This window comes from Silvibacterium bohemicum (assembly GCF_001006305.1).
GTDB classification, from domain to species: Bacteria; Acidobacteriota; Terriglobia; order Terriglobales; family Acidobacteriaceae; genus Silvibacterium; species Silvibacterium bohemicum.
Genome location: NZ_LBHJ01000004.1, coordinates 389,048 through 409,104 on the forward strand (window position 1 = coordinate 389,048; position 20,057 = coordinate 409,104).

The following is a 20,057-nucleotide window of genomic DNA, read 5'->3' on the forward strand; positions in this document are numbered from 1 at the left end:
TATTGGCAAGCTCTGCTTGCCCCGAGTCAGAACTGAATTTTCGCCGCTAGTTGGATAATACGCGGCGCTACCGAGGTGCTTTGGATAAATCCGAAGTTAGCCGCTCCATAGGCGGTAGCGGGGTCTGCATACTGAACGTGGTTGAAGGCGTTGAAGAACTCGCCCCGGAAATCCAGAGTACGCTTTTCCGAAAAGAGTTTGAAGACGCGGGAGACCGTGAGATCGGTGTTGTTTTGTTCGGGACCGCGCACCACGCCGACGCTGCTGTTGCCGTAGCCAGTTCCGTCTCCAATGATGGGAAGTCCGCAGTTCGGGTTGGGGTTGGCGGCAGATGTGGTGCAGAAAGCATCATCGTTGAAATAGCTGCTCAGTCTGTTGCGAAGGGATCCTTTCGTCTCGATGTTATCGTTGGTGATTCCCGGGCTTAGCTGAGCGCGCGCCGTGCTGACAGAGCCGTAAATCGAGCCCGCGGTTGCATCCGTGATGGTAAGGCGGTCTCCGCTCTGAATGGTGGTTACGCCTGAGACCGCCCAGCCATTGACTGCCTGACGGAGTATGCCATTGCCCTCGTGGAGCTGAGGCAATTCCCACCGATAGGCGAGCACAACGCGGTTGGTGCGGTCGAAAGCTGCGGGGCCGTAGCGCTGACGACGGTCGTCGGAGTTGTTGCTGTCGCCGCTGCCACCTTCAAAGACCGCGTTTTCACCCGATCCCTGCACGTCGGTCATGGCCTTGCTCCAGGTATAAGCAGCCTGGACCAGGACTCCATGACTCATCTGCCGGCGCAGGTTGACCTGCATGCTGTTGTACATCGAGGTGCCATAGGACTCGATGCGGGTGAGGCCGCCCGGTGCAAAGCCCGTGTAAGGGACACGTTCAAATGCATTCGCGACAGTGTTCGTAGTTACCCCATTCACTGGATCAGAAGAACTGGCGAGCACTGCTTCGTTGATATTACGGCCCTCGAGCAGGCGCGTCGCACGGGTGCCGACATAGGCCAGATCGAATACCGTGGACTGTGACAGCTGCTGCTGCACGTCGAGATTGTACTGCTGGGTCATCGGCGAGTCGTAGTTATCGGCGATAATGTCAGCCGCAAGCTGGGAGGTTGGCGTACGTGCTTGAAACGAACCGGGCACGGGCGCGGGATTGTAGGGATTTTGGAATGTAGCGGCACCGTTGCCCGCACCGATCAATTCGCGAATGGAGACAAACGGCGGACTCGTCAGCACCTGCAATGTTGCGTTTCCATTGGGGCGTGTGTAGTAGACGCCATAGCCACCGCGCACCGCGGTGCGTGACGAGTTACCCGGCTGCCAGGCGAAACCGAAGCGGGGACCGAAGTTATGCAGGGGCATATCTTGATTCGTTACCGACTTGCCCGAAAGACGATCAATTCCTGTAGGAACGGAAACCGAGCTGGGGAAGTTAGACGGAATGACATAGCCGGCGTAGGTTCCGGCCGCAGTTGCCGGTGTCTGCGCTACAAGCTGAGGAAAGACATTGCTGATGCGTCCGCCATTTTCGCTGATGTTACTGTTGATCTCCCAACGCAGACCATAGTTAAGAGTCAGATTCGGACGGATCTTGAAATCGTCCTGGACGAAGGAGGCCATATCGACGGCGCGAAAGTCCTTCACAATGTCACCGGCGATTCCGTAGCTCAAGAAGATATTGCTTTGGCCGCTTCCATTCTGCGCGGCGCTCTGACCAAGCAGGAAGTCGGAAAAGGTAAGGAACTCTAGTTCCCCGCGACGCGGGCCTGGATCTTCAAAGTTAAAAATCTGGCGCTCGAACTCATATCCCGCACGAATATTATGGCGGCCGTGTGACCAGGAAATCTGATCCGATGCCTGATAGGTATTTACGGCTGAGTTTGAGAAGTCATTGAAGCCACCGCCCAAGCTGAAGAGACCCTGGATGATGGTGACCGGCAGGAAGGGGAAGCCGGGATCGCCGGGAGCGATACCCAGCGAGGAATCGGTGATCGAGGACTGGCTGTTAAGAACGCCGGTGTTGCGGATGAAGGCGACGAAGCCTTCATTCAGGAAGTTTGGTGTAAGAGCCGATGTCAGCTTTAGCAAGCCCGTGTCGTTAGTGAACTGCGTCTTCAATGCGAAGCCCGGAGGACAACCTGGACTGCAACTGCTGAAGGGATCGAGCTGCGGGTCGCGGGAGTAGAAGTACCGCTCACTCAGGCGGTGCTTTTCCGAAAGCTGATAGTCGGTATTTACCAGCACCTGATCTTCGGTGAAGTTTCCGGGAATACTGTAAGAGGAAAATCCATATGGCGAGCCAGCCGTTGCAGTTCGCGGTGAGGGAACCAGATAGCTGCCGTCTGCGTTTTTGAGATTGAGCAAGGAGAGTGAGACAGGATTGATATTCGTGCCGTCGCAGCTAACTTGAACGCCGCCAAACTGAGTGGGCTGGTTGCAGAAGATACTGCCGATAGCTGCTGCCGAACGGTCGGATGTGAGCGCGGGGAGGGTGTTGCTGGAAAACGAACTCGGGCTGAGGCCGTTGATCTGCCGCGTGCCCTGGTACGAGCCGAAGAAGAAAACGCGATCGCGCACGATGGGCCCACCAATAGCGGCGCCGAATTGGTTCTGCTTCATGTCCGGACGCGGTAAGCCCTGCGAGATGAGAAAGGCATCGTTGGCATTGAGCTTGTTGTTGCGGAAAAACTCCCAGGCTGCACCATGGAACCGATTGGTGCCGGTCTTGGTGATGACTTCGACGTTGGCTCCGGCGTCGCGTCCGAAGCCTGCATCGTAGAGTGTGGTCTGAATCCTGAACTCTTCGATGGCGTCGGGGTTGGGGATCGGGATGCCGCCTTGCTGCACGAAATCGCCCCCGCGGCCGCTACCGAAGTTGTTGATGTCCGCGCCATCCATGACGAAGTTGTTGCTGATGTTGCTGGCGCCGTTCACATAGACGTCGATCGTTCCTCTGCCGAGCTGCGCCGCGTCGTTGACGTTGCCCGCTACGCCCGGAGAGAGAGTAAGAATCTGCGTGTAGTTGCGCTCAGTCAGGGGCAAAGACTGAATCGTGGAACCTTGAACCGTAGTGCCCAGCGTGGCGTTTTCAGTCTGTAAAGACTGTGCCGAGGCCAGAACTTGTACCGTCTCCTGCTGTTGACCCGGCAACAGCGAAAGACTCACGGTGCTGGTTTCTGTAACCGTGACGGTGACATCGCCGGGCACGCCGGTTTTAAATCCAGCTGCGGAGAAGCGCAGCTCGTACGTTCCGGGAGGCAGCAGATTGAAGCGGTAGTTTCCTGTCTGGTCGGTCGTGGTTCTGCTCTGCGTCGCGGTAGCTCGGGAGGTCAATGTGACGTTTGCACTTGAGATCACTGCTCCGCTGCTGTCGGTGAGGCGGCCGGTGATCGAACCGGTAGTCTGGGTTTGAGCGGAGGCAAGTCCCGACGATAAACACAGGCCAGCCGAAAGAAAGAAACTTATGAGGCTTGAAATTCGCCTTTTATTGCGCTGCATAGAATCTCCAAAATCCAAAATTGGGACACCGAGACATAGGTCGCGCAGCGATTCGAAAGGGGTCCTCCGCGACAGAGGGTTTGAGTTTTTGATCTAGGCCCGGAGCTCTCCGAGCGTCATGCGCATCTGACGATCTTTCTATGCTGGAACGATGCAGCTCGGCGGAAGGGTGCCATCGGCATCCGAGCTCACACGTTACAGATTTATTAAGGCGTGGTTCGATAGTGGACCCGAGGTCCATCGGGGACAATTAGGAGATTCCCTGTTTTTTGGGAAACTATCCCTTAGTAACCCCTAGGGACGGCGACGGCGGAGTGGCATAGGCGTGGAGGGGGTGTTCGATTGCGCAATCTTAAGGAGCGACGATGCCGTTGCGCACCGCATAGCGGACGAGGTCGGAGGTAGAGCGGATCGAAAGCTTGCGATTGATGTTGCTGCGATGCGCTTCGACGGTCTTTACGCTGACCTGCATGGCGACAGCAACATCTTTGTTGCCCTTGCCTTCCGCAAGCAGCTGTACGACCTCGCGTTCCCGGGTGGTGAGTTCAGGAAGCTGGTCCTTCACTTCCGTTTTTTTATTGCGGTAGAGATATCCTTTGAGGACCACCTCAGCGACATTCGGAGTAAAGAACGGTTTTCCATCCGACACGGCTTTCACCGCTGTGACCAGATCCTGCTCTGCGTCGCTCTTCAGCACATATCCGCGCGCCCCGCTTTCCAACACCTCACGGATCGCCTGGTCGGTATTGTGCATAGTCAGGAGCACCACTTCGACCTTTGGGAACGAGCGAAGGATCTCTCTCGTCGCGGTCAACCCGTTCAATTCGGGCATCGCCAGATCAATGACCAGGACATCGGGTTTAGCTTTTGCGACAGCCTCGACGGCCTCTCGACCGTTGGTCGCCTCTTCCACCACTTGCCAGCCGGGCTCCGCTTCCAGCAAATCGCAAATGCCTCTTCGCATCAACGGGTGGTCGTCCGCGACCACGATTCGCAGCTTACGCACTCGCACGCACCCCCGCAGGGAGAGATGCAACGACCGTCATGCCGCCGCTTACGGAGCGCACCTGCAGATGGCCGCCCAGTTCCTGCATGCGCTCCCGCATGCCGGCGATGCCCACGCCGTGGGAACGTACTGGGTCGGCAATCGCCGCGCCGCGATGCTGGCGTCCGCGATCTGTGACACTGAGCTCGATGCTCCCTGTGCGCCGGGAGAGCCGGATGTCGACGATTTTATTGGTGGAGTGGCGAATCACGTTGCTGAGGCTCTCCTGGACTACGCGAAAGATGGCTAATTCCGCGATCTCCGCCAGCCGACCCAGCTTAGACGAAATGCGCACATTCACGCGAATCCCGGTTCGCTCAGCGAAGCCTTCGGCCAGCCAGGAGATCGCGGGAATCAGGCCCGCTTCCTGCAGCAACGGCGGGTGCAGCAAGTAGGACGCGCTTCTGATTTTCTGTGTGCACTGGCGCGTGAGCTCTTTAATGTTGTCGACCAGTTCCACCAACTCGCGATCTTCGGAGCCTAGCTTGCGCTGCAATTTGCCTAGACTCATACTCAAGAGCGCAAGCTCCTGAGATGTCGCATCATGCAATTCACGAGCGATGCGGCGCTTCTCTTTTTCCTGCAGGTGCATGAGTTCAAGCGAGAGCTGACGCAGTGAGGATTCCGCGCGCGTCCGGTCGGTGATGTCGATATAGAGCCCGTAGACGCCGCGCAATACGCCGTCGATGACCAGCGGGATGCCGTGAACGTCGACATCGATCCAAAGACCGTCCTTGCGGCGGCGGCGTGTGACCAGATGCATCTTTTCGCCGTGCAAGACGGATAGCGTGCACTCCCGCGCCTCGTTTAGGGTCTCTTCCGCGGCAATGAGTTCATCAAAATTGCGGGCGACGATTTCCGCGCGCGTGTAACCGAACATGCGCTCAAAGGTGGGGTTGCACTGCTCGGCTTGATGGGCGGAGTTAAGAATTACAATCGCAACCGGGCTGTGCTCAATCAAGAGTTCCAGATACGCCCGATCCGAATCGGGGTTTCCCCCGAAAGGTGAATCCACCGGCAAAGAATTCCAATGAGTCTGCATTTCAACCTCACTTCAAAATCCTGTGAGTTTAAAAAACCGCCTTGATCCCCTGGGCGGATAAAGAACTGCCGGGAACCGGCGGCCCGGCTAATTTGCTTTGAAATTATGCTTTCGGTGGAAGAGATGACACGATTCCTTCCGGAATCGTGACGGGTTCGTGAATATGAGATTACTGGCATATTACCCGGGCTGCAAGATTATTTGGACAAGTGGCTGGGCAGTTCACGCGCTCAGTTCGATAGGGCCAAACTCTACGGTAATGTGAACTCTCAGCATACGTATTTTGTACGAATAGTTAGCTACGTTGGGTCATACCATGTGCCATCTTGCCTGAGGAAAGGCGTGGCGGCCAGTCCAGCGGCTTGCCAAATAGAATCAACCACGGGTCGTAATGAGGTTGGATACGGTTGCCCCTCGGATAGATTTTGCAATAGAACATCGGGCGATGTAATCAAATCCCGATCAAAGGCCTCGCTGAATCCGCGAAAGTCCGCTCCGAAGGAGGGCAATTTTAGTCGCCGTCCCTTCACAGCTATCAGTGTGACAGATGTGTAGATTGGATTTGCTGTCTCTAATCGCTCCAACAGGGCGAGAGCATGTACCAATGTGCGTTTGATTTTCCCTTCCAGCTCCTTGCCTGAGATATCTTCGCCACCAGCAAGTGAATACGAATCACCATACTCGAGGCTGCCGTCACGAAATATTTGCAAGTATGACTGCAACCCGTCATCTGTCAATTTTGAGACAACGAGGTACCCGTCAGCGTTATAGCGCTCAGTCTCCATGCTCAGGCTCATTAAGCGGTAGACCTGATGCTGTTGCCATATTGTCTGCTCAAATATTCTGGGGAACGTTTGTTCGCCTATTAGTGCTCTTGCGGAGACGAAATGGAAAAGAATTCTAGAACCGTGCAACGCTATCGGGCCATCGTCTGCAACTGCCTTCGCGATTCTTCCGGCTTTCCACGCCCGCAGGCGCTCCCCGACGTCACGTTGAGCGGCAAAGGCAGCCCCTATCTGTTGGACATCGAGCTGTACCTTGCCAGTGCTACTGTTGCGGGAATAAAACCTTGAGCGGTTCCCATAGGTAACCATGTGGGGAGCAACCCAGCTTTTTCCGATCCTTGCAACGATCACAGGTCCATGCTCGGGTATGTCTATAGCCTTCACGTGGAAAACTGGGATGCGTGGCTGTAATCCAGTCTCAACGATCTGCTCTATACGATTGCATTCGCTTGATGCATTTTCGATTTGGAGGGCTACTATCTTCGCGGGAATGCCGGTGGGATTGCCGCTGGCATCTCGTTCATCGGATATGCCGAAAATTATGTCTCCGCCGGATGCGTTGGCGAAGGAGGAGATGTCTGCGAGAAATTCCGCTGTCTCTTCTCTGCCTCCGATGGAGAGCTTTTCCTTAAACTCAATGGTTTTTTGTTCTGCGATCTTGTCTGTAACCAATCGCAGGATATCCCCAGCCGTTATGTCCTTGAATCGTGCAGGCAGCATCACTCGTTCCCCGGAGGTAACCTTCTCGCAGCACTAATCCTTGCATATCCAAGATGCCGCCTTCTTCGGATCAACCCCGAAAGGCTTAGTAATACACGCACCATTTAGTAATGCAAAACAGCCTCACCACCCTTACGAAGGCGCATCTTGCGCGTTTTACGCATAGAATACGTAAGCCATATTGTCTTTGTTTTGCTGGATTTAAAGCAGAATGAAGAATTCAGGGAGGATGCTGGCGGAGAGAGGGGGAGTCCACCACTAAGTACATTTTTAGGCTTATTTTGCATGTATTTCCTCCGTGGTACGATCAAGGTACGATTTCCCCGGAGGAGATGTCAAGAAAAATGGCCAACAGAGCCGTTAAGTTGTATCGCAAGGTCAAGACGACACAGGGATGGAAGCGATATCCGGCAGTCATGGCCGCGAATGGAAAAGTGAAGCCCGATATTGCGCTAGTGGGTGACAGCGAACAGAAATTCCCCATCGGTCACTATGAGCTGCGCTCGTTCCAGGGATCGAAGACGGTTTGGACCCGGGTGAACGGTGGACCTTCCGAAGCTCTTGCTGCCCTTCGCACAGCGCAGCGCAAGGCTGCGCTCCGAATCGAAGCCGAGCAGACCGGTATCAGGGTGATTGAGGAGGAGAAGCGGATCAGCCTCCAGAGCGCCCTGAAGCAGTTCAAAGAGGCTGCCGAGGCTCGGGGCTCGCTGGAGGCTTCCGAGGTCTACGGTCGAACGATCGGAGACTTCATCACCGTCACCGGCAAACAATACGCCGACCAGATCACGAGCGCAGACGTCACTCAGTTTCAGGCTGCAATGCGTAAACGCAAGCTCTCGGATCGCACGGTCAGCAACCGGCACGGACATCTCAGATCATTCCTGAGATTCCTCAAGCTGGATGCCGACGCCGTTAAGGAGATTGCTGGATCGAAACCGCGCTTCGAAAAGACCCTCCCCGAAGTTTTCGAGCCTGACGAATTGTCCACGTTCTTCGGCTCACTCGATGAGGAATATGACCAGCTGCTCTTTGACGTGCTCCTGACTTGCGGTCTGCGGGAGCAGGAAGTGATGCATCTGGAGTGGACGGACTTGAACAAGGTCAGAGGAACACTCAAAGTTCAATCGAAGCCGCGCTGGGGATTCAAGGTGAAGGACGCTGAAGAGCGCGAGCTTCCGGTCAATGCTGACCTGATGACTCGTCTATTTTCGTATCGTGAAAATGATCTGGAAGCCCGGCTTGTCTTCGGATCAAAGGGCGGGAAAGTCGATGTTCCTGACGGCCACCTGCTGCGCAGATTAAAGGTGCTGGCGCGGGACGCCGGGCTCAACTGCGGATCGTGCAAGGGTTGCGTGGCTCGGCGCGAGTGCGAACACTGGTTCCTGCATAAGTTCCGGGCGACCTTCATCACCACGCTGTTGCGCAACGGACTCGACCTTCGCACCGTGATGTCGCTCTCCGGCCACACAGACCTCGAAAGTGTGATGCGCTATCTCCGCCCCGCCGAAGGCAAGCACGTCCAGGATCGCATCAATGCGATCAAATGGCGTTGACGGTCTGACGCTCCAGCCAATCGGCGACGAGGGCCGGATCGAACCGGATCGACCCGGCTATGCGTGTGGCCGGGATTGTTCCGGCTTTGACTTTCGCATAGAGGGTTTTGCTGGAGATGCTGATCAGGTCCGACAGTTCGTCCACCGTCATCATGTGACCGGTACTCTTGATTTTCTCGATAACGCCCATGAGGGGTAATACCCATGCTGCCACGGAAAACTGAATTATGAGTTACCGCAAAGTTCATGTCAGGCTCTAGGTTGACTGTGCTGGGCGCAGACGCCTCAAGGCTTTCTCAAATAGCGTCTCGAAAGATTAGAAGGATACCGGAGGTCTTTTCGATCCGCCTTAGCGTTTTCGAACACCGATTCGAGCATCGGCGGCGTCGATGTGCCCCTGAATCCAGGCCTCAACTTCAGACTCGACCCAGAACGCGCCAGTGCCACCGAGCTTGATTTGGCGCGGGAACTTCCCTTCCGCGATCAGATTGTAGATGTGTGCCCGCGATACCGGGATACGTTCGAGCACGTCTCGGATTTTCAGCAGCTTCATCACAGCGCCCATGAGGGTCAATGCCCATGCTTCCCCGGAAAACTGGCTTATGAATTACCGCAAAGTTCATGTTCCCTATCGCGGGATCGCCATTTAGACAAGGAAAGGCCCCGGACTTTGCCAGGGCCTTTCCTTCCCATTTCTGTAAATCAAGTTGAGTCTAGTGATCCATAACCGAGGGTCCAGCGAAGACCAACGGGTTGGGTCGACTATACCATCCAATGCCCTCGTGCAGAATTGGCTCTTGGCGGCGCTCCCATACAAAGCTCCTAGCGCTTGAGCCGCGTGTGAACACGGATGACTACGCTCTCCGGGATTCGCAGGGTGCAATAGGACCTGAGATACCGGGAAGGCGTGTTCTCATGCTTCAAGACACCGGGCTCGTCCGCAAAATACTTGGTTAAGGTCTGTCGAGAGATGTTCCAAAGCTTCGCGATCTCTGCAACCGTGTAGTGACGTTCGAGCGCTGGATTCGTTGAGGAACGTGGGAGGATGAGTACTTCACCGGCTGTGGGACGTTCAGCGAGGTTGTGCATGGCGCAATCCTAGCAATCGCGTTGAGATAAATCTCGATCAAAATATGTGGATATTCTGGGGAATTTCAGCCATTTGGCTATGAATATCCTCGGTGATTGTTCGGCGTTGTCCGATGCGCTGCTCGAACTTTTTCGAAGATCAACGGTGATTTGTTCGAGGGCTTCGATCGAAGTCCTCGGTAGCACATCTGTGGAAAAGTACTACCTAAGTGGGAGGCGGCACCAGGAAACTAGCTGTTATTTCACAATTCACCGAGACTCAAAAACACCCTTGGTTGAAGACGAAGTTTCTTCACGTAAAGTTCAACCGTATTCGGTGAGGCTCCAGCCCGCTCTCCGAACGGCTACGCGGCAACTATGATTCAGGCTGGCTGATCCTCAAACCGAATCTTCTTCGCGCTGCCTTCGTTCGTGATACGACGCAGGACAGGACCACCCAGCGCTTCCCCCCACGTGTCGATGAACCACTTCACATCGCGGTTCGACGTAGCGATCACAATTCCATTCGCGGCGTAGGTCTTATCGACTAGCGAGAACAGTGTCTCAAGCTTGAACTCCGAAGGCTTGCCACCCAACTTGTCCAGCTCGTCCAGGATCAACACCGGCCTATCACCCTGGGCAACGATGTCCCGGATAAGCGCTACGTCAATGCTCGGGCGCGGCACGTTGTGATTCTCGCCGCGCATCTTCCACGCGTGATGCTGGTCGAGCAGCTCACCGACACCGGCACGCATCACGGGGCAATAAACGCGATTACCGTACATGCTCATCGGGAGCCACTTGCGCAGGTGGTAATCGTGCAACGCGACGGAGATGTGCGTCTTGCCGCTGCCGTAAGTTCCGTACAAAAGGTACGAGGATTCTGGGTTGGCCTTGATCCAGTCGATGATCTTCTGCTGGCGTCCAACCGACAGGCGGACATGATTGGCTTCGAGCGGTGCCAGCGTCGCAAACCGAACATGGCGGAAGCGTCCATCGATGGCCTTGTTCCAGTTCAGCCAGTAGTTGCGATTGAGCCAGCAGATGCACCGCACCGAAGCGACACCCACCAGCCTGGTGTTCTTGCCCTCCTGCCGGAACCAGCGGTACTTGTTGCCCTTGCAGTTCGGGCACTCGATTGTACCCATGCCGATTCCTTCCCGGTGCTCACTAGGCGGCTTGATCCAGTCTTCGCCGGTGGTCCATTCGGTCTCCGACTCGACGAAAGCGATGAACTCGGGCGTGTACAGGAAGTCATGATCTGGGTGGATCGTCATCCCGTCTGTGGTGCGAATGAGGCGGTGAGGACGGGCCGTGTCCATCTTCCACTCGTGGCCGCGCTCGGACCAGATGTTTGTAGGGGCGGTGATCATGCTCATGGTGGTCTCCTTAAATTTCGTTCCAGTCGGGAACGTGCGGTTTCAGTTGTGCGACAGGCGTGCTGGCCTGCTGCGGCTTGGCCGTCTTGATCTGGCGTGCTCGGTCCATCGAAGCGAAGTGTTCCCGGAACCAAGTAGCCGAGCAGCCAGAGAAGCGAGCCATCTGAGCAGCCCATCCGTGCCCTTCGGCATTGATATCGGCGTCTCCATACTCAGCCGTCAGCTTGATGCGCTCTGTACCGTATTCGTCGATCAGGCTCCGGAAGATCGGTGCCCAGGTCGTCCGGCTGGCTCCGGCTTCACGGCTCGGCTTCCCGATCAGGCGGAAGTACCAGTTGGCCAGCTCCTGTTCAGGCGTGCTCTGTACAGGAGGTACGGTTTGAGCAGGCTTAGACGATTGAGCAGGAGTTGTTGTCTGCCCGGTCGCGAACTTGCCTGTCGGTCTCAGGACTGTCTTGGGCCTCTGCATTACAGCACCGAACTTGCCACGGGTTGAGGTCAGCGGTTCGGTAGGTTCTTCCATCTCCTGATTCACACGTATCGAAGGTTCGGAGTCTTCCGGCGACCGGCCTGCAGTTGCACGTGTTGGATACACCTGTTTAACTCCACTTGTTAAATACACTTGTTCGTGTCCGCCGCGCGGAGTATCAATGTCCGTTTGGCGGAGTATCGATACTCCGCCGCGCGGAGTATCAATGTCCGTTTGGCGGATATTCCGCCGCGCGGATACTCCGTCTCCCGGAGTATCAATGTCCGTTTGGCGGATATTCCGCCGCGCGGATACTCCGTCTCCCGGAGTATCCGTGGAACGGACTACCTGTTTCCAGACCAGTCCATTCTGCTCAGGCAGGACCTTGTAACGGGTGTTCTGCGGACGCGGACGAACCTCACGCTTGATGATCTGAGCCTGTTCCAAGTTAGCCAAAGCTTCGTTCAGCGCCGACTTCTTCAAACCAGACAACTGAACAAGTGACTTCTGCGATGGCCAAGCCTCGGTACCATCGCCGATCTTGGTGAACGCCATGATCGCCATTAGAGCATCGCGCTCCGCACGATCCATTCCCAGTTCCACCAGGCGCGGGAGACGTTCCCACGCCCAGATCATGCCGGTGCGGTGCCTGTCCTGGCCGACAACGACACCATGCAAGGTGGCAAGCTTATGTTCGGTGGTTGACTCAGCCATTTGATCCCTCATCCTTGAGGCGGAGAGAGTACTTAAGGGAGCTATCGATCACCGTCTCATGGATATACCGTGGATCGTTGGAAAACGCTAACTCTAATGCGGCGAGTCCATACGCGACCTCACGCCTACTCATCCGCGTCACGATTTCGAGCTCGGCCATTGTCAATCCCTGGGGGAATGACTTACCCCACTCATCGACAGAGGCGGATAAAAGGACTCCGAACACCCTCTCCACAGGATCGTAGTCGAGCTCATCCTGCCGGATAAGGTTATGCAGAATCTGGAAAAACGGTCGTGCGTCAACGTTGTAGCTCATAGGACAAAGCTCTCCCGTCCTCTCTCTGAGAGGTGTTGTGTGGCCAGCGGCCAGTGATGGACTGTGTGGTTAGGAACGGGTAATCCCGTCCCCTATGGTGCTATGCGGAGGGAGTCGAAGGAGTATAGGGAGTGGTGAGGGAGTAGGCTTCTGTCGATGCGTTGCGGACGATGATACCGGCGCTAACCATCGACCGGAGGATTTTAACGATGTTCTGCGGCGTAGTACCGGTGGAGTCGAGAATAGCGCCAACCGTCATGGGGCCTTCGCGGAGTACGAGAGAGATGAGTCGTTCGGTAGGAGTGAGCTTCGGCATAGTAGTCAGGTCCTTTAAGTTCAGGGTCCTTATCGCGGCCCCAATAAGTGCTAATACCGGGGGGCGAGGCAGTATCCCAATTATTAGGTGGTTATTCTCGTCGGAGAGCTTGTTAGTAACCGGGAGAAAAACTCCTTACACCTATGTGACTACTTAGGAGAAAACAAGTTGCAGTTATAGATTGCGTTTATCTGGTGGATGGAACCGGCTGACGGATGGCGTATTGGGCAGGTGCGTCAGGGGTGTTTAACGGGGTTTGTCAGGCCCAACCGGCTACGCACATGGTGCGTATCTGACACCTGCCGGTTACGCACAATGGGCAACCACCTACGCACACTGTGCGTAACCACCTACGCACAGTGTGCGTAGGAATAGAGCTTAAAGAGAGTAGAAGAGAGCGGCTCGCTTCCCCTTTCAGGGGAAAGGCAACAGCAAAAGCAAAGACGGGTACAGGACTACGTTCGCCTGAAGGCTCACTACGATCCTGCCCCAGAGACAACGGCAAAAGCAGAGACGGCTGCCGCCCGCCGCCCACCTGCGCCAAAAAATCACAGTTAGTTTTTGAAAACCATCTTCCGAGTGCTGGTTAAGGAGGCAAAACAAAAATGCCTGAATCCAAACCCAGCACCAAGCGCAAACAGCCAGCCAGCCGCATCCCGAAGTGGCGCACCCTGCCCGATTCCATCCTTCTCGCCGCAGCCCCTGTATACCGGGGTCTGCCCAAGCCTCAATCCCTGAGCCCCGATCATCGCGTGATCGAAGCCAACGCTGCCGGTGACATGGCCGCGATGTTGATCGTCGCCGCGTACAGGTTCTCGTGCCCCGTGATCGAGGTGCGGGCATGAGCGCATCCCTGCAACGCCTGATCGCCAAGCTGCGCTTGAGCGGCTGGACAGATGAGCAGATCAAGGCCCTCCTGTCCAACGTTGATCCCGTCCTCCTCGCAGAACTGCCGGAGATGCAGGCATGATCAAGGACCTCGATAAGCTGTACGCGCGGTACGTGACCGATCCCAATGTCCTTGGTGAACTCCTTCAAGCCGTCAGCTCATACGGTGCATACGTATCTCGATACGCCGGTCACAGCGATCCTGAAGACGCAGGTCAAGAAACAATGCTGCGCTTCTGGCATAAGCTCGGGGAGTACGATCCTTCTCGTGGGAGCTTAAAACCCTGGATCAAGTCCATCGCGACAAACCTGGTGCGTAATGACATGGCATCCCTGGAGCGCCGCAGCACGGACATGCCCGGCGAGCTGCCCGAACCTACCACAGTCTCATTCGACGCTATCCATGTGGACTTGAGGAAGTACACGATGAAGGAGCGTGCTGTCCTGTATTGGACCGCTATAGACAAGGACTTTTCCCTCACAGCCCAGCGGTTTGATTGCACTCCTCAAGAGCTCCGTCGTCTCCTGCATCGGATCAAGGTCAAGTACAATCCTGCTGCTTGAATTTTTCTTCTGATAGAAACGACAATCCAGACTCACAAATCTGTACTCATCTACAGAGAGACGTTTCCGCTCCCCCTATCCTCCGTGGTGGTTGACGCGGGAAATCCCGCCCCGGTGGTTGCGACCGCCGGGGTCCATCCTCAAGCTTACTGACTTAACCTAATCGATTGACCATGCACATACTCATCCTCGTCGCAATCGTTGCTTTCATGCTCATCATCGCTGAACACACCCGCCTCGCATCCCGCGTTGCCGCAGCCGAAGCGAAACTGAAGTCTATCGATGACAAGATCACTGAAGCCGTGAAGACCGACGTAACGACCGTCTTTGCTGACGTAAAGACCGTCGAAGCCGAGATCAAGAAAGCGCTGTAATCATCATGATCGATAAACTCAGAGCATTTTTCGAAGCCGTGCCTGAGCACGTCTGGGCGATCCTTATTATCATGACCGGCGCGGCAGTAGCTGTTTTCCACGGGCTGCATACGTTCGAGGTCGGCTCGTCGCTGACCAGCGCAGGTCTCGCCCTTTACAAGGGAAAACAGGAGTAATCAGTGCCTGTACGAGCAAAGCGGCCCTGCCGAAAGGCGGGATGTGCCGCGTTGACCGATTCAGGTTACTGCGTCGATCACGCATCGCTCGGCCAACAAGATCGAAAACAACGGGAACGCTGGCGTGGGTCAAGTAGCGCACGCGGTTATGATGCCGATTGGCAACGCGTCAGGGGTCAAGCGCTCAAGCGCGACAGATACCTGTGTCAACACTGCCAGACTAAGCAGCGCATCACCGCCGCAACTGAAGTACACCACCTTTCGAAGATCAAGACTCATCCTCATCTCCGTCTCATGCTCAGTAACCTACTCAGTGTGTGCCACGACTGCCACGAAGAGTTAGAACCGACCGCCTGACCGGGGTATGGGGTCAAAATCCGTAAGTCCTTTCGAATCTATAGACCACGCCCCGGTTCAAAAAACGCGCAACCGTTAATCAAAGTTTTCAGCCCATGCCAAATGTAAAAGGTGCGACACGAAAAACGACGGCGCAGCTTGCTCTATCCGGCGCACTTGAGGCCAAACCAGGCAGATACGGTCACCGCAAATATGAACCGAAGCCGACCAAAAAACTCGGCGCGGCTCCAAAGTATTTCAGTCCCGAGCAAGCGGCCATCTGGAAGGAAGTATCCAGGCAGGTTCCTCCTGATGTGTTGTTCGGATCGGATCGAGTCCTCCTAGAGATGGTCTGCCAACTAATCGCGAAACTGCGATCCGGCAGCATCAAGGCGATGGAGCAGCATCTGCTGCTCAGTTCGCTCCAGCAACTTGGAATGACACCGATCGCTCGCTCCCGAGTGTCGGTACCCGCTAAAGATAAGCCTTCGACGGACATGGCGGCGATCCTTCTTCCTCCGAGGCCGCCCCTCCCGCATGACCCACACGGAAAGAGCACGATCCTACATTGATGCTGTACTGACCGGCACCATCCCGGCGTCCAAGCAAATCAAGGAAGCCTGCAGAAGGTCCAAAGAGCTATTCGAGCGTCAAAGCGATCCGACCTTCCCCTACTTCTATCATGCAGATCAGGCAGAGCGAGTATGCAACATCATCCAGATGCTGCCTCACGTCAAGGGACGGTGGGCAGCCCAAGGTAAAAAGCTCCTTCTAGAGCCGTGGCAGTGTTGGGTGGTCACCAGTCTTTACGGTTGGCTTCGCAAGGACAACGGCACACGCAAGTATCGTCGGGTAACGCTGGTCATTCCCCGTAAGCAAGGCAAGTCCCTAATGATGGCCGGACTGCTGATCTACCATCTCCTCTTCGATGGGGAGACAGGCGCTGAATGCTTCTGCGGAGCCTCGAACCTTAAGCAGGCCAAGGAAATTTTCAACGCTGCCAGGCAGATGTTGATTATGACTCCTGAGATACGGGAGTTCACCGGCTGCGAAGTCAACGCAGCCTCAATAGTTTGCCCCGGCACTAACTCCAAGGCCGAGCCAGTAATTGGCCGCCCCAAGGATGGGTCGAATGTCTCATTCGGTGTCATCGATGAGACTCACCAGCTTCGTGACCTGGCACTTTATGAAAGTTTTGAGACGGGAACCGGCGCACGCGAACAAGCGCTGCTCGTAAGTGTGAGTACGGCTGGATTCGGCACTGAGAATCCGTGCCGTGAACTTCAGTTACAAGCAGAGAAAGTCCTGTATGGCACGGTCGAAGACGAGGAACTCTTCGCCGCGATATGGACTATCGACGATGGCGTTGATTGGAAGTCGGACCTTGCGCTGCGGATGGCGAATCCTAACGCGGGTATTTCCGTCACCATGGATTACCTTCGGTCGCAGCAACTCAGTGCGATCAATAATCCAGCGAAGTACGCCAGCTTTGCTACAAAGCACCTGGATATAACAGTCGGCGCGTCCTCTGCATACTTCTCTCTTGAGAAGTGGCGGGCATGTACCGACACGGTGAAGATGGATGATTTCGCCGGAGAAGATTGCTGGGTAGCAATCGATCTCTCTCAAAAAATCGACCTGTCTGCGATGTCCACAGTGTTTCGTCGAGAGATAGACGGCCACCCTCACTTCTACGTCTTCTCTGACTGCTTCACGTCGGAGGAGGCAGTTTCGAACAACCCGGTGTACGCGCAATGGGCAGCCAAAAGCCTGCTGCATGTAAACGACGGGAACGTGGTCGATAAGGACGCCATACTTGAGGTCATCGAAGGGTACGCGGCCAAATATAAGTTAGCTGAGTTCATATTCGATCCGTTCAATTCCGCATTTATCGAACAGGACATCGCGAAGCTGTTTCCGAATGTGGCTCAGGTCGAATTACTGCAGCGGGCGATCAGCATGACGAACCCGATGAAGCTGCTTCAGGAACTCATCGTCCAGCAACACATCCGCCACAACGGAGACCCTGTCCTGCAGAACTCGATCTCGAACGTGATCGCGCTGCGTCGCGGCAATTTGATTCAGCCGGGTAAAGAAAAGCCTGAGCAGAAGATCGATGCGGCGGTAGCCGCGATCATGGCGGTATCGCGTGCTGCCACAACTACACCAAAGAAGCGTTTCAGACCCTTCGCAATTTAGCCCTGCAAGATAAACTTTCCGTTTAATCAGAAAACATTTAGGACCTCGTGGGAATTCGGACAGTCAGCTCTAAGCTTGTTGGTGAACTGCGCCAGCCCAAGGTCACATCGTTGGAACTGCGCGGCGATCCGCTCAATAACCCCGACGTGCCGATCAATTCGGCTGGACTGTGGGCGGCGATGTCCGGCGGTGAACCCACTGCAGCCGGGGAGACCATTGGTGTCCACACGGCTCTCCAGCAGATCACCGTCTACGCATGCGTTCGGGTGCTCGCTGAATCGGTTGCGAGTCTACCGCTCAAGGTTTATGAGCGCCAGGCACGTGGCAAGCACGAAGCCGCAGACCATCCGCTCGCCTACTTGCTAGCCGTCGAGCCGAACGAGGAAATGGCGGCGTTCACATTTTGGGAGTCGTTGGTCGGCTCTCTGGCCCTCACGGGCAACGCCTACGCACAGATTCAACGTGACGCCGGTGGGCGAGTCATCGCCCTCTGGCCTCTGCATCCACAGCTTACCCGCGCGGTACGGCTCTCGTCCGGAAAGCTAGTCTACGAGACCACCGACGGTATGAACGCCGGGGACGTGCGGTACATCCGGACCGCCGACATACTGCATATACCCCTATTCAGCTTCGATGGGCTGCACGGGCTGTCACCGATTCAGCTTGCACGCCAAGGCATCGGCCTGGCTCGCGCTTCTGAGAAATTTGGGGCCAGATTCTTCGGCAATGGTTCGAAACCAGGCGGCGTACTATCGACCGAGTCTGATCTGTCAGACGAGGAACTGAAAGCGGTCCGGGAGACATGGCTTTCGACGCAGGCCGGAGACAAACAAGGCTCTACCGCTGTCCTGCCGGGCAATTGGAAATATGACTCGATCGGCCTCTCGCCGGAGGATTCGCAGTTTCTCCAGACTCGCCAGTTCCAACGCACCGAGATCGCTGCATTGTTCCGTGTCCCGCCGAACATGGTCGGCGACACCAGTCGGTTGTCGAACAATAACCACGAGCAGATGTCTTTGAGCTTCGTGACGGATACGCTTCGGCCCTATCTCTGTCGCATCGAAGCGGAGATCGCACGCAAGCTGCTGCCGAGCGCTGGACGCAATTCTGGGCGTTACTTCATCAGCTTCGATGTGACCGAGCGTCTGCGCGGCGACTTCAAGACGACCATGGATGGTTACGCTACCGGCAGAAATTGGGGCTGGTACTCAGCGAATGATGTTCGTTTGGAACTCGGGGAAAATCCCGGTGGTCCGGAACTAGATGTCTACCTGGTGCCCGTCAACATGCAGAACGCGGCCCGCCTGCTCGACACCGAAAGCCTCCAGGACCAGCCGATCAACAGCGATCCACAGGTCACGACGACGCCTGAAGAGCGCAACCTTCTCGGCACTTTTACTCGAAGCTGCATCACGGTCTTTCGCGACGGCATGGGACGCCTTGCACATCGCAATAAGCGCGATTTCGAAGCTATTTCGACCATATTCAAGCCGGTTTTGCGCTCGATTGCGAACCTTTCGATCGAGCATAACGGCCTGCCGCTTACCGGCTCTGCCGATCCCGCAGACGGTGTTATTGATGATGCGCTCAAGGCCATCGAGAAGCGTGCAGCCAAGTGGCCGGAATCCGTCACTGATGCAGAGATCGACAGTCTCGCGCAGACAGAATTCACGAAAGCCGTGCGCTCGATCCACGCCAATATCACCCGCGAGATCGCCGCATCGCGAGCCATCTCCGCCCTGACTCCAGGAACATCGAATGAATAAGAAACTCGAACTGCGACACATCCCAGCCCGCGAGCTAAGAGTTGCACAGAACGCTGACGGCTCCCGCTCGATCACTGGATACTCTGCCGTCTTCAACCTGCTCTCTGTGGACTTCGGGGGATGGAACGAGATGGTGTCGCCTACGGCGTTTACTCGTAGCCTGACCGAGCAGCCCGATGTCCTCTGCCTGTACAACCACTCTTCGGGAAAGGTGCTCGGACGCACGAAGTCCGGCACACTGACCCTCGAAGTAGACAACATCGGCCTCAAGTTCACCTGCGTTCTGCCTGACACGAGCGTCGCTCGCGATCTCGCGGTCTCCCTCGAACGCGGTGACATCGATGGATGTAGCTTCGGTTTCGTCACGAACTCCGATGTCTGGACTTCACTCGAAGACGGCACGCCGCTTCGCACACTGCTCGACGTGACCTTGTATGAGGTCACGATTACCTCGGAGCCCGCGTACCCGGATACATCTGTTTCACTCCGCTCTGCACCGAAGGAGCTTCGCTCCAGGCTGCAGAAGCGGGACGATGACGGGGACGATGTCGCCACCGATTCCTTCTGTTCCTGCACATGCCCGGAATGCACTGCGGGTAACTGCGAGAAATGCAGCGACGAGACTTGCAGCGCTCCCGAATGCCGGTGCACCGATATGCGCAGTAAGCGAGCCATGAAACACAAGATGGAAATGCGCCTGAGACTCGCGCAGGCCCGCACCAAAGCTTAGATTTACCCAGCTGCGACGATCGACTCCCGTCGATGCATTCGATTGCTTCGTCTCCGCTGGCCGCAAAGAAGTGGTGCCCGCCGCTCCACTGTCTCGCTACACACAAACCACCCAAGACGCCGA

At 55.9% G+C, this 20,057-nt stretch carries 21 protein-coding genes; 10 read left to right on the forward strand and 11 right to left on the reverse strand.

What is annotated here, in order from left to right; translation table 11 throughout:
• Positions 1–26: 26 nt before the first annotated feature.
• From XX99_RS12280 to XX99_RS12295, 4 genes are all read right to left on the reverse strand, one after another.
• Positions 27–3,494 carry a TonB-dependent receptor gene (locus XX99_RS12280; RefSeq protein WP_082125517.1) on the reverse strand — a complete coding sequence of 1,156 codons (3,468 nt, stop codon included), beginning with the start codon at positions 3,492–3,494 and terminating at the stop codon, positions 27–29.
• A gap of 352 nt (positions 3,495–3,846) precedes the next feature.
• Complete coding sequence (locus tag XX99_RS12285) at positions 3,847–4,500, reverse strand: response regulator (protein WP_082125518.1); 654 nt, start codon at positions 4,498–4,500, stop codon at positions 3,847–3,849.
• On the reverse strand, positions 4,493–5,581 hold the full coding sequence (locus tag XX99_RS12290) for a PAS domain-containing sensor histidine kinase (RefSeq protein WP_050059681.1): 1,089 nt from the start codon (positions 5,579–5,581) through the stop codon (positions 4,493–4,495). Before XX99_RS12290 ends, XX99_RS12285 begins: the two co-directional genes overlap by 8 nt.
• Before the next feature lie 299 nt (positions 5,582–5,880).
• On the reverse strand, positions 5,881–7,086 hold the full coding sequence (locus tag XX99_RS12295; RefSeq protein WP_050059682.1) for an AlbA family DNA-binding domain-containing protein: 1,206 nt from the start codon (positions 7,084–7,086) through the stop codon (positions 5,881–5,883).
• Positions 7,087–7,430: 344 nt separating this feature from the next.
• Between XX99_RS12295 and XX99_RS12300 the strand changes: the two genes are divergently transcribed.
• Positions 7,431–8,639 carry a tyrosine-type recombinase/integrase gene (locus tag XX99_RS12300; protein ID WP_050059683.1) on the forward strand — a complete coding sequence of 403 codons (1,209 nt, stop codon included), beginning with the start codon at positions 7,431–7,433 and terminating at the stop codon, positions 8,637–8,639.
• Here XX99_RS12300 and XX99_RS12305 read toward each other — a convergent pair.
• The 7 genes from XX99_RS12305 to XX99_RS12335 all read right to left on the reverse strand — a co-directional run bounded on the left by XX99_RS12305 (position 8,626) and on the right by XX99_RS12335 (position 12,901).
• Positions 8,626–8,829: a helix-turn-helix domain-containing protein gene (locus tag XX99_RS12305; protein WP_050059684.1), complete on the reverse strand. Its 204-nt coding sequence runs from the start codon at positions 8,827–8,829 to the stop codon at positions 8,626–8,628. The two genes, XX99_RS12300 and XX99_RS12305, sit on opposite strands and share 14 nt — an antisense overlap.
• 159 nt (positions 8,830–8,988) lie before the next feature.
• Entirely contained in the window at positions 8,989–9,192 is a 204-nt protein-coding gene (locus tag XX99_RS12310) for a helix-turn-helix transcriptional regulator (RefSeq protein ID WP_050060111.1), read from the reverse strand.
• 269 nt (positions 9,193–9,461) lie between these two features.
• The gene (locus XX99_RS12315) at positions 9,462–9,728 is read right to left on the reverse strand and encodes a helix-turn-helix domain-containing protein (protein ID WP_050059685.1); all 267 of its coding nucleotides are present in this window, start codon (positions 9,726–9,728) and stop codon (positions 9,462–9,464) included.
• A 362-nt stretch (positions 9,729–10,090) separates the two neighbouring features.
• Positions 10,091–11,086 (reverse strand): ATP-binding protein, encoded by a 996-nt coding sequence (locus XX99_RS12320; protein WP_050059686.1) that lies wholly within the window; start codon positions 11,084–11,086, stop codon positions 10,091–10,093.
• A 10-nt stretch (positions 11,087–11,096) separates the two neighbouring features.
• A complete protein-coding gene (locus tag XX99_RS12325) occupies positions 11,097–12,269 on the reverse strand; it encodes a helix-turn-helix domain-containing protein (protein WP_050059687.1) in 1,173 nt (390 codons plus the stop codon).
• Positions 12,262–12,585 carry a hypothetical protein gene (locus XX99_RS12330; RefSeq protein ID WP_050059688.1) on the reverse strand — a complete coding sequence of 108 codons (324 nt, stop codon included), beginning with the start codon at positions 12,583–12,585 and terminating at the stop codon, positions 12,262–12,264. Before XX99_RS12330 ends, XX99_RS12325 begins: the two co-directional genes overlap by 8 nt.
• 100 nt (positions 12,586–12,685) lie before the next feature.
• On the reverse strand, positions 12,686–12,901 hold the full coding sequence (locus XX99_RS12335; protein WP_050059689.1) for a MarR family transcriptional regulator: 216 nt from the start codon (positions 12,899–12,901) through the stop codon (positions 12,686–12,688).
• Between the two features lie 605 nt (positions 12,902–13,506).
• Here XX99_RS12335 and XX99_RS12340 point away from each other — a divergent pair.
• The 9 genes from XX99_RS12340 to XX99_RS12370 all read left to right on the forward strand — a co-directional run bounded on the left by XX99_RS12340 (position 13,507) and on the right by XX99_RS12370 (position 19,934).
• Positions 13,507–13,746: a hypothetical protein gene (locus XX99_RS12340; RefSeq protein WP_050059690.1), complete on the forward strand. Its 240-nt coding sequence runs from the start codon at positions 13,507–13,509 to the stop codon at positions 13,744–13,746.
• Positions 13,743–13,871 (forward strand): hypothetical protein, encoded by a 129-nt coding sequence (locus XX99_RS28350; RefSeq protein WP_260315352.1) that lies wholly within the window; start codon positions 13,743–13,745, stop codon positions 13,869–13,871. Before XX99_RS12340 ends, XX99_RS28350 begins: the two co-directional genes overlap by 4 nt.
• Positions 13,868–14,353 (forward strand): RNA polymerase sigma factor, encoded by a 486-nt coding sequence (locus XX99_RS12345; RefSeq protein ID WP_050059691.1) that lies wholly within the window; start codon positions 13,868–13,870, stop codon positions 14,351–14,353. The genes XX99_RS28350 and XX99_RS12345 overlap by 4 nt, the downstream gene beginning before the upstream one ends.
• Before the next feature lie 173 nt (positions 14,354–14,526).
• Positions 14,527–14,727 (forward strand): hypothetical protein, encoded by a 201-nt coding sequence (locus tag XX99_RS12350; RefSeq protein ID WP_050059692.1) that lies wholly within the window; start codon positions 14,527–14,529, stop codon positions 14,725–14,727.
• Positions 14,728–14,732: 5 nt separating this feature from the next.
• Complete coding sequence (locus XX99_RS27230) at positions 14,733–14,903, forward strand: hypothetical protein (RefSeq protein WP_156185956.1); 171 nt, start codon at positions 14,733–14,735, stop codon at positions 14,901–14,903.
• A gap of 3 nt (positions 14,904–14,906) precedes the next feature.
• Complete coding sequence (locus XX99_RS28655; RefSeq protein ID WP_082125520.1) at positions 14,907–15,260, forward strand: HNH endonuclease; 354 nt, start codon at positions 14,907–14,909, stop codon at positions 15,258–15,260.
• A gap of 516 nt (positions 15,261–15,776) precedes the next feature.
• Positions 15,777–17,438 (forward strand): terminase large subunit, encoded by a 1,662-nt coding sequence (locus XX99_RS12360; RefSeq protein ID WP_050059694.1) that lies wholly within the window; start codon positions 15,777–15,779, stop codon positions 17,436–17,438.
• 47 nt (positions 17,439–17,485) lie between these two features.
• Positions 17,486–19,204 (forward strand): phage portal protein, encoded by a 1,719-nt coding sequence (locus tag XX99_RS12365; protein ID WP_050059695.1) that lies wholly within the window; start codon positions 17,486–17,488, stop codon positions 19,202–19,204.
• Entirely contained in the window at positions 19,197–19,934 is a 738-nt protein-coding gene (locus XX99_RS12370) for an HK97 family phage prohead protease (RefSeq protein WP_050059696.1), read from the forward strand. Before XX99_RS12365 ends, XX99_RS12370 begins: the two co-directional genes overlap by 8 nt.
• Positions 19,935–20,057 lie beyond the last annotated feature (123 nt).

Bases quoted from the DNA above. Each gene is read 5' to 3' on its own strand.
- XX99_RS12280 (WP_082125517.1), bottom strand. From the start codon at position 3,494: ATGCAGCGCAATAAAAGGCGAATTTCAAGCCTCATAAGTTTCTTTCTT.
- XX99_RS12290 (WP_050059681.1), bottom strand. From the start codon at position 5,581: ATGCAGACTCATTGGAATTCTTTGCCGGTGGATTCACCTTTCGGGGGA.
- XX99_RS12295 (WP_050059682.1), bottom strand. From the start codon at position 7,086: ATGCTGCCTGCACGATTCAAGGACATAACGGCTGGGGATATCCTGCGA.
- XX99_RS12300 (WP_050059683.1), top strand. From the start codon at position 7,431: ATGGCCAACAGAGCCGTTAAGTTGTATCGCAAGGTCAAGACGACACAG.
- XX99_RS12305 (WP_050059684.1), bottom strand. From the start codon at position 8,829: ATGGGCGTTATCGAGAAAATCAAGAGTACCGGTCACATGATGACGGTG.
- XX99_RS12310 (WP_050060111.1), bottom strand. From the start codon at position 9,192: ATGAAGCTGCTGAAAATCCGAGACGTGCTCGAACGTATCCCGGTATCG.
- XX99_RS12315 (WP_050059685.1), bottom strand. From the start codon at position 9,728: ATGCACAACCTCGCTGAACGTCCCACAGCCGGTGAAGTACTCATCCTC.
- XX99_RS12320 (WP_050059686.1), bottom strand. From the start codon at position 11,086: ATGAGCATGATCACCGCCCCTACAAACATCTGGTCCGAGCGCGGCCAC.
- XX99_RS12325 (WP_050059687.1), bottom strand. From the start codon at position 12,269: ATGGCTGAGTCAACCACCGAACATAAGCTTGCCACCTTGCATGGTGTC.
- XX99_RS12330 (WP_050059688.1), bottom strand. From the start codon at position 12,585: ATGAGCTACAACGTTGACGCACGACCGTTTTTCCAGATTCTGCATAAC.
- XX99_RS12335 (WP_050059689.1), bottom strand. From the start codon at position 12,901: ATGCCGAAGCTCACTCCTACCGAACGACTCATCTCTCTCGTACTCCGC.
- XX99_RS12340 (WP_050059690.1), top strand. From the start codon at position 13,507: ATGCCTGAATCCAAACCCAGCACCAAGCGCAAACAGCCAGCCAGCCGC.
- XX99_RS28350 (WP_260315352.1), top strand. From the start codon at position 13,743: ATGAGCGCATCCCTGCAACGCCTGATCGCCAAGCTGCGCTTGAGCGGC.
- XX99_RS12345 (WP_050059691.1), top strand. From the start codon at position 13,868: ATGATCAAGGACCTCGATAAGCTGTACGCGCGGTACGTGACCGATCCC.
- XX99_RS12350 (WP_050059692.1), top strand. From the start codon at position 14,527: ATGCACATACTCATCCTCGTCGCAATCGTTGCTTTCATGCTCATCATC.
- XX99_RS27230 (WP_156185956.1), top strand. From the start codon at position 14,733: ATGATCGATAAACTCAGAGCATTTTTCGAAGCCGTGCCTGAGCACGTC.
- XX99_RS12360 (WP_050059694.1), top strand. From the start codon at position 15,777: ATGACCCACACGGAAAGAGCACGATCCTACATTGATGCTGTACTGACC.
- XX99_RS12370 (WP_050059696.1), top strand. From the start codon at position 19,197: ATGAATAAGAAACTCGAACTGCGACACATCCCAGCCCGCGAGCTAAGA.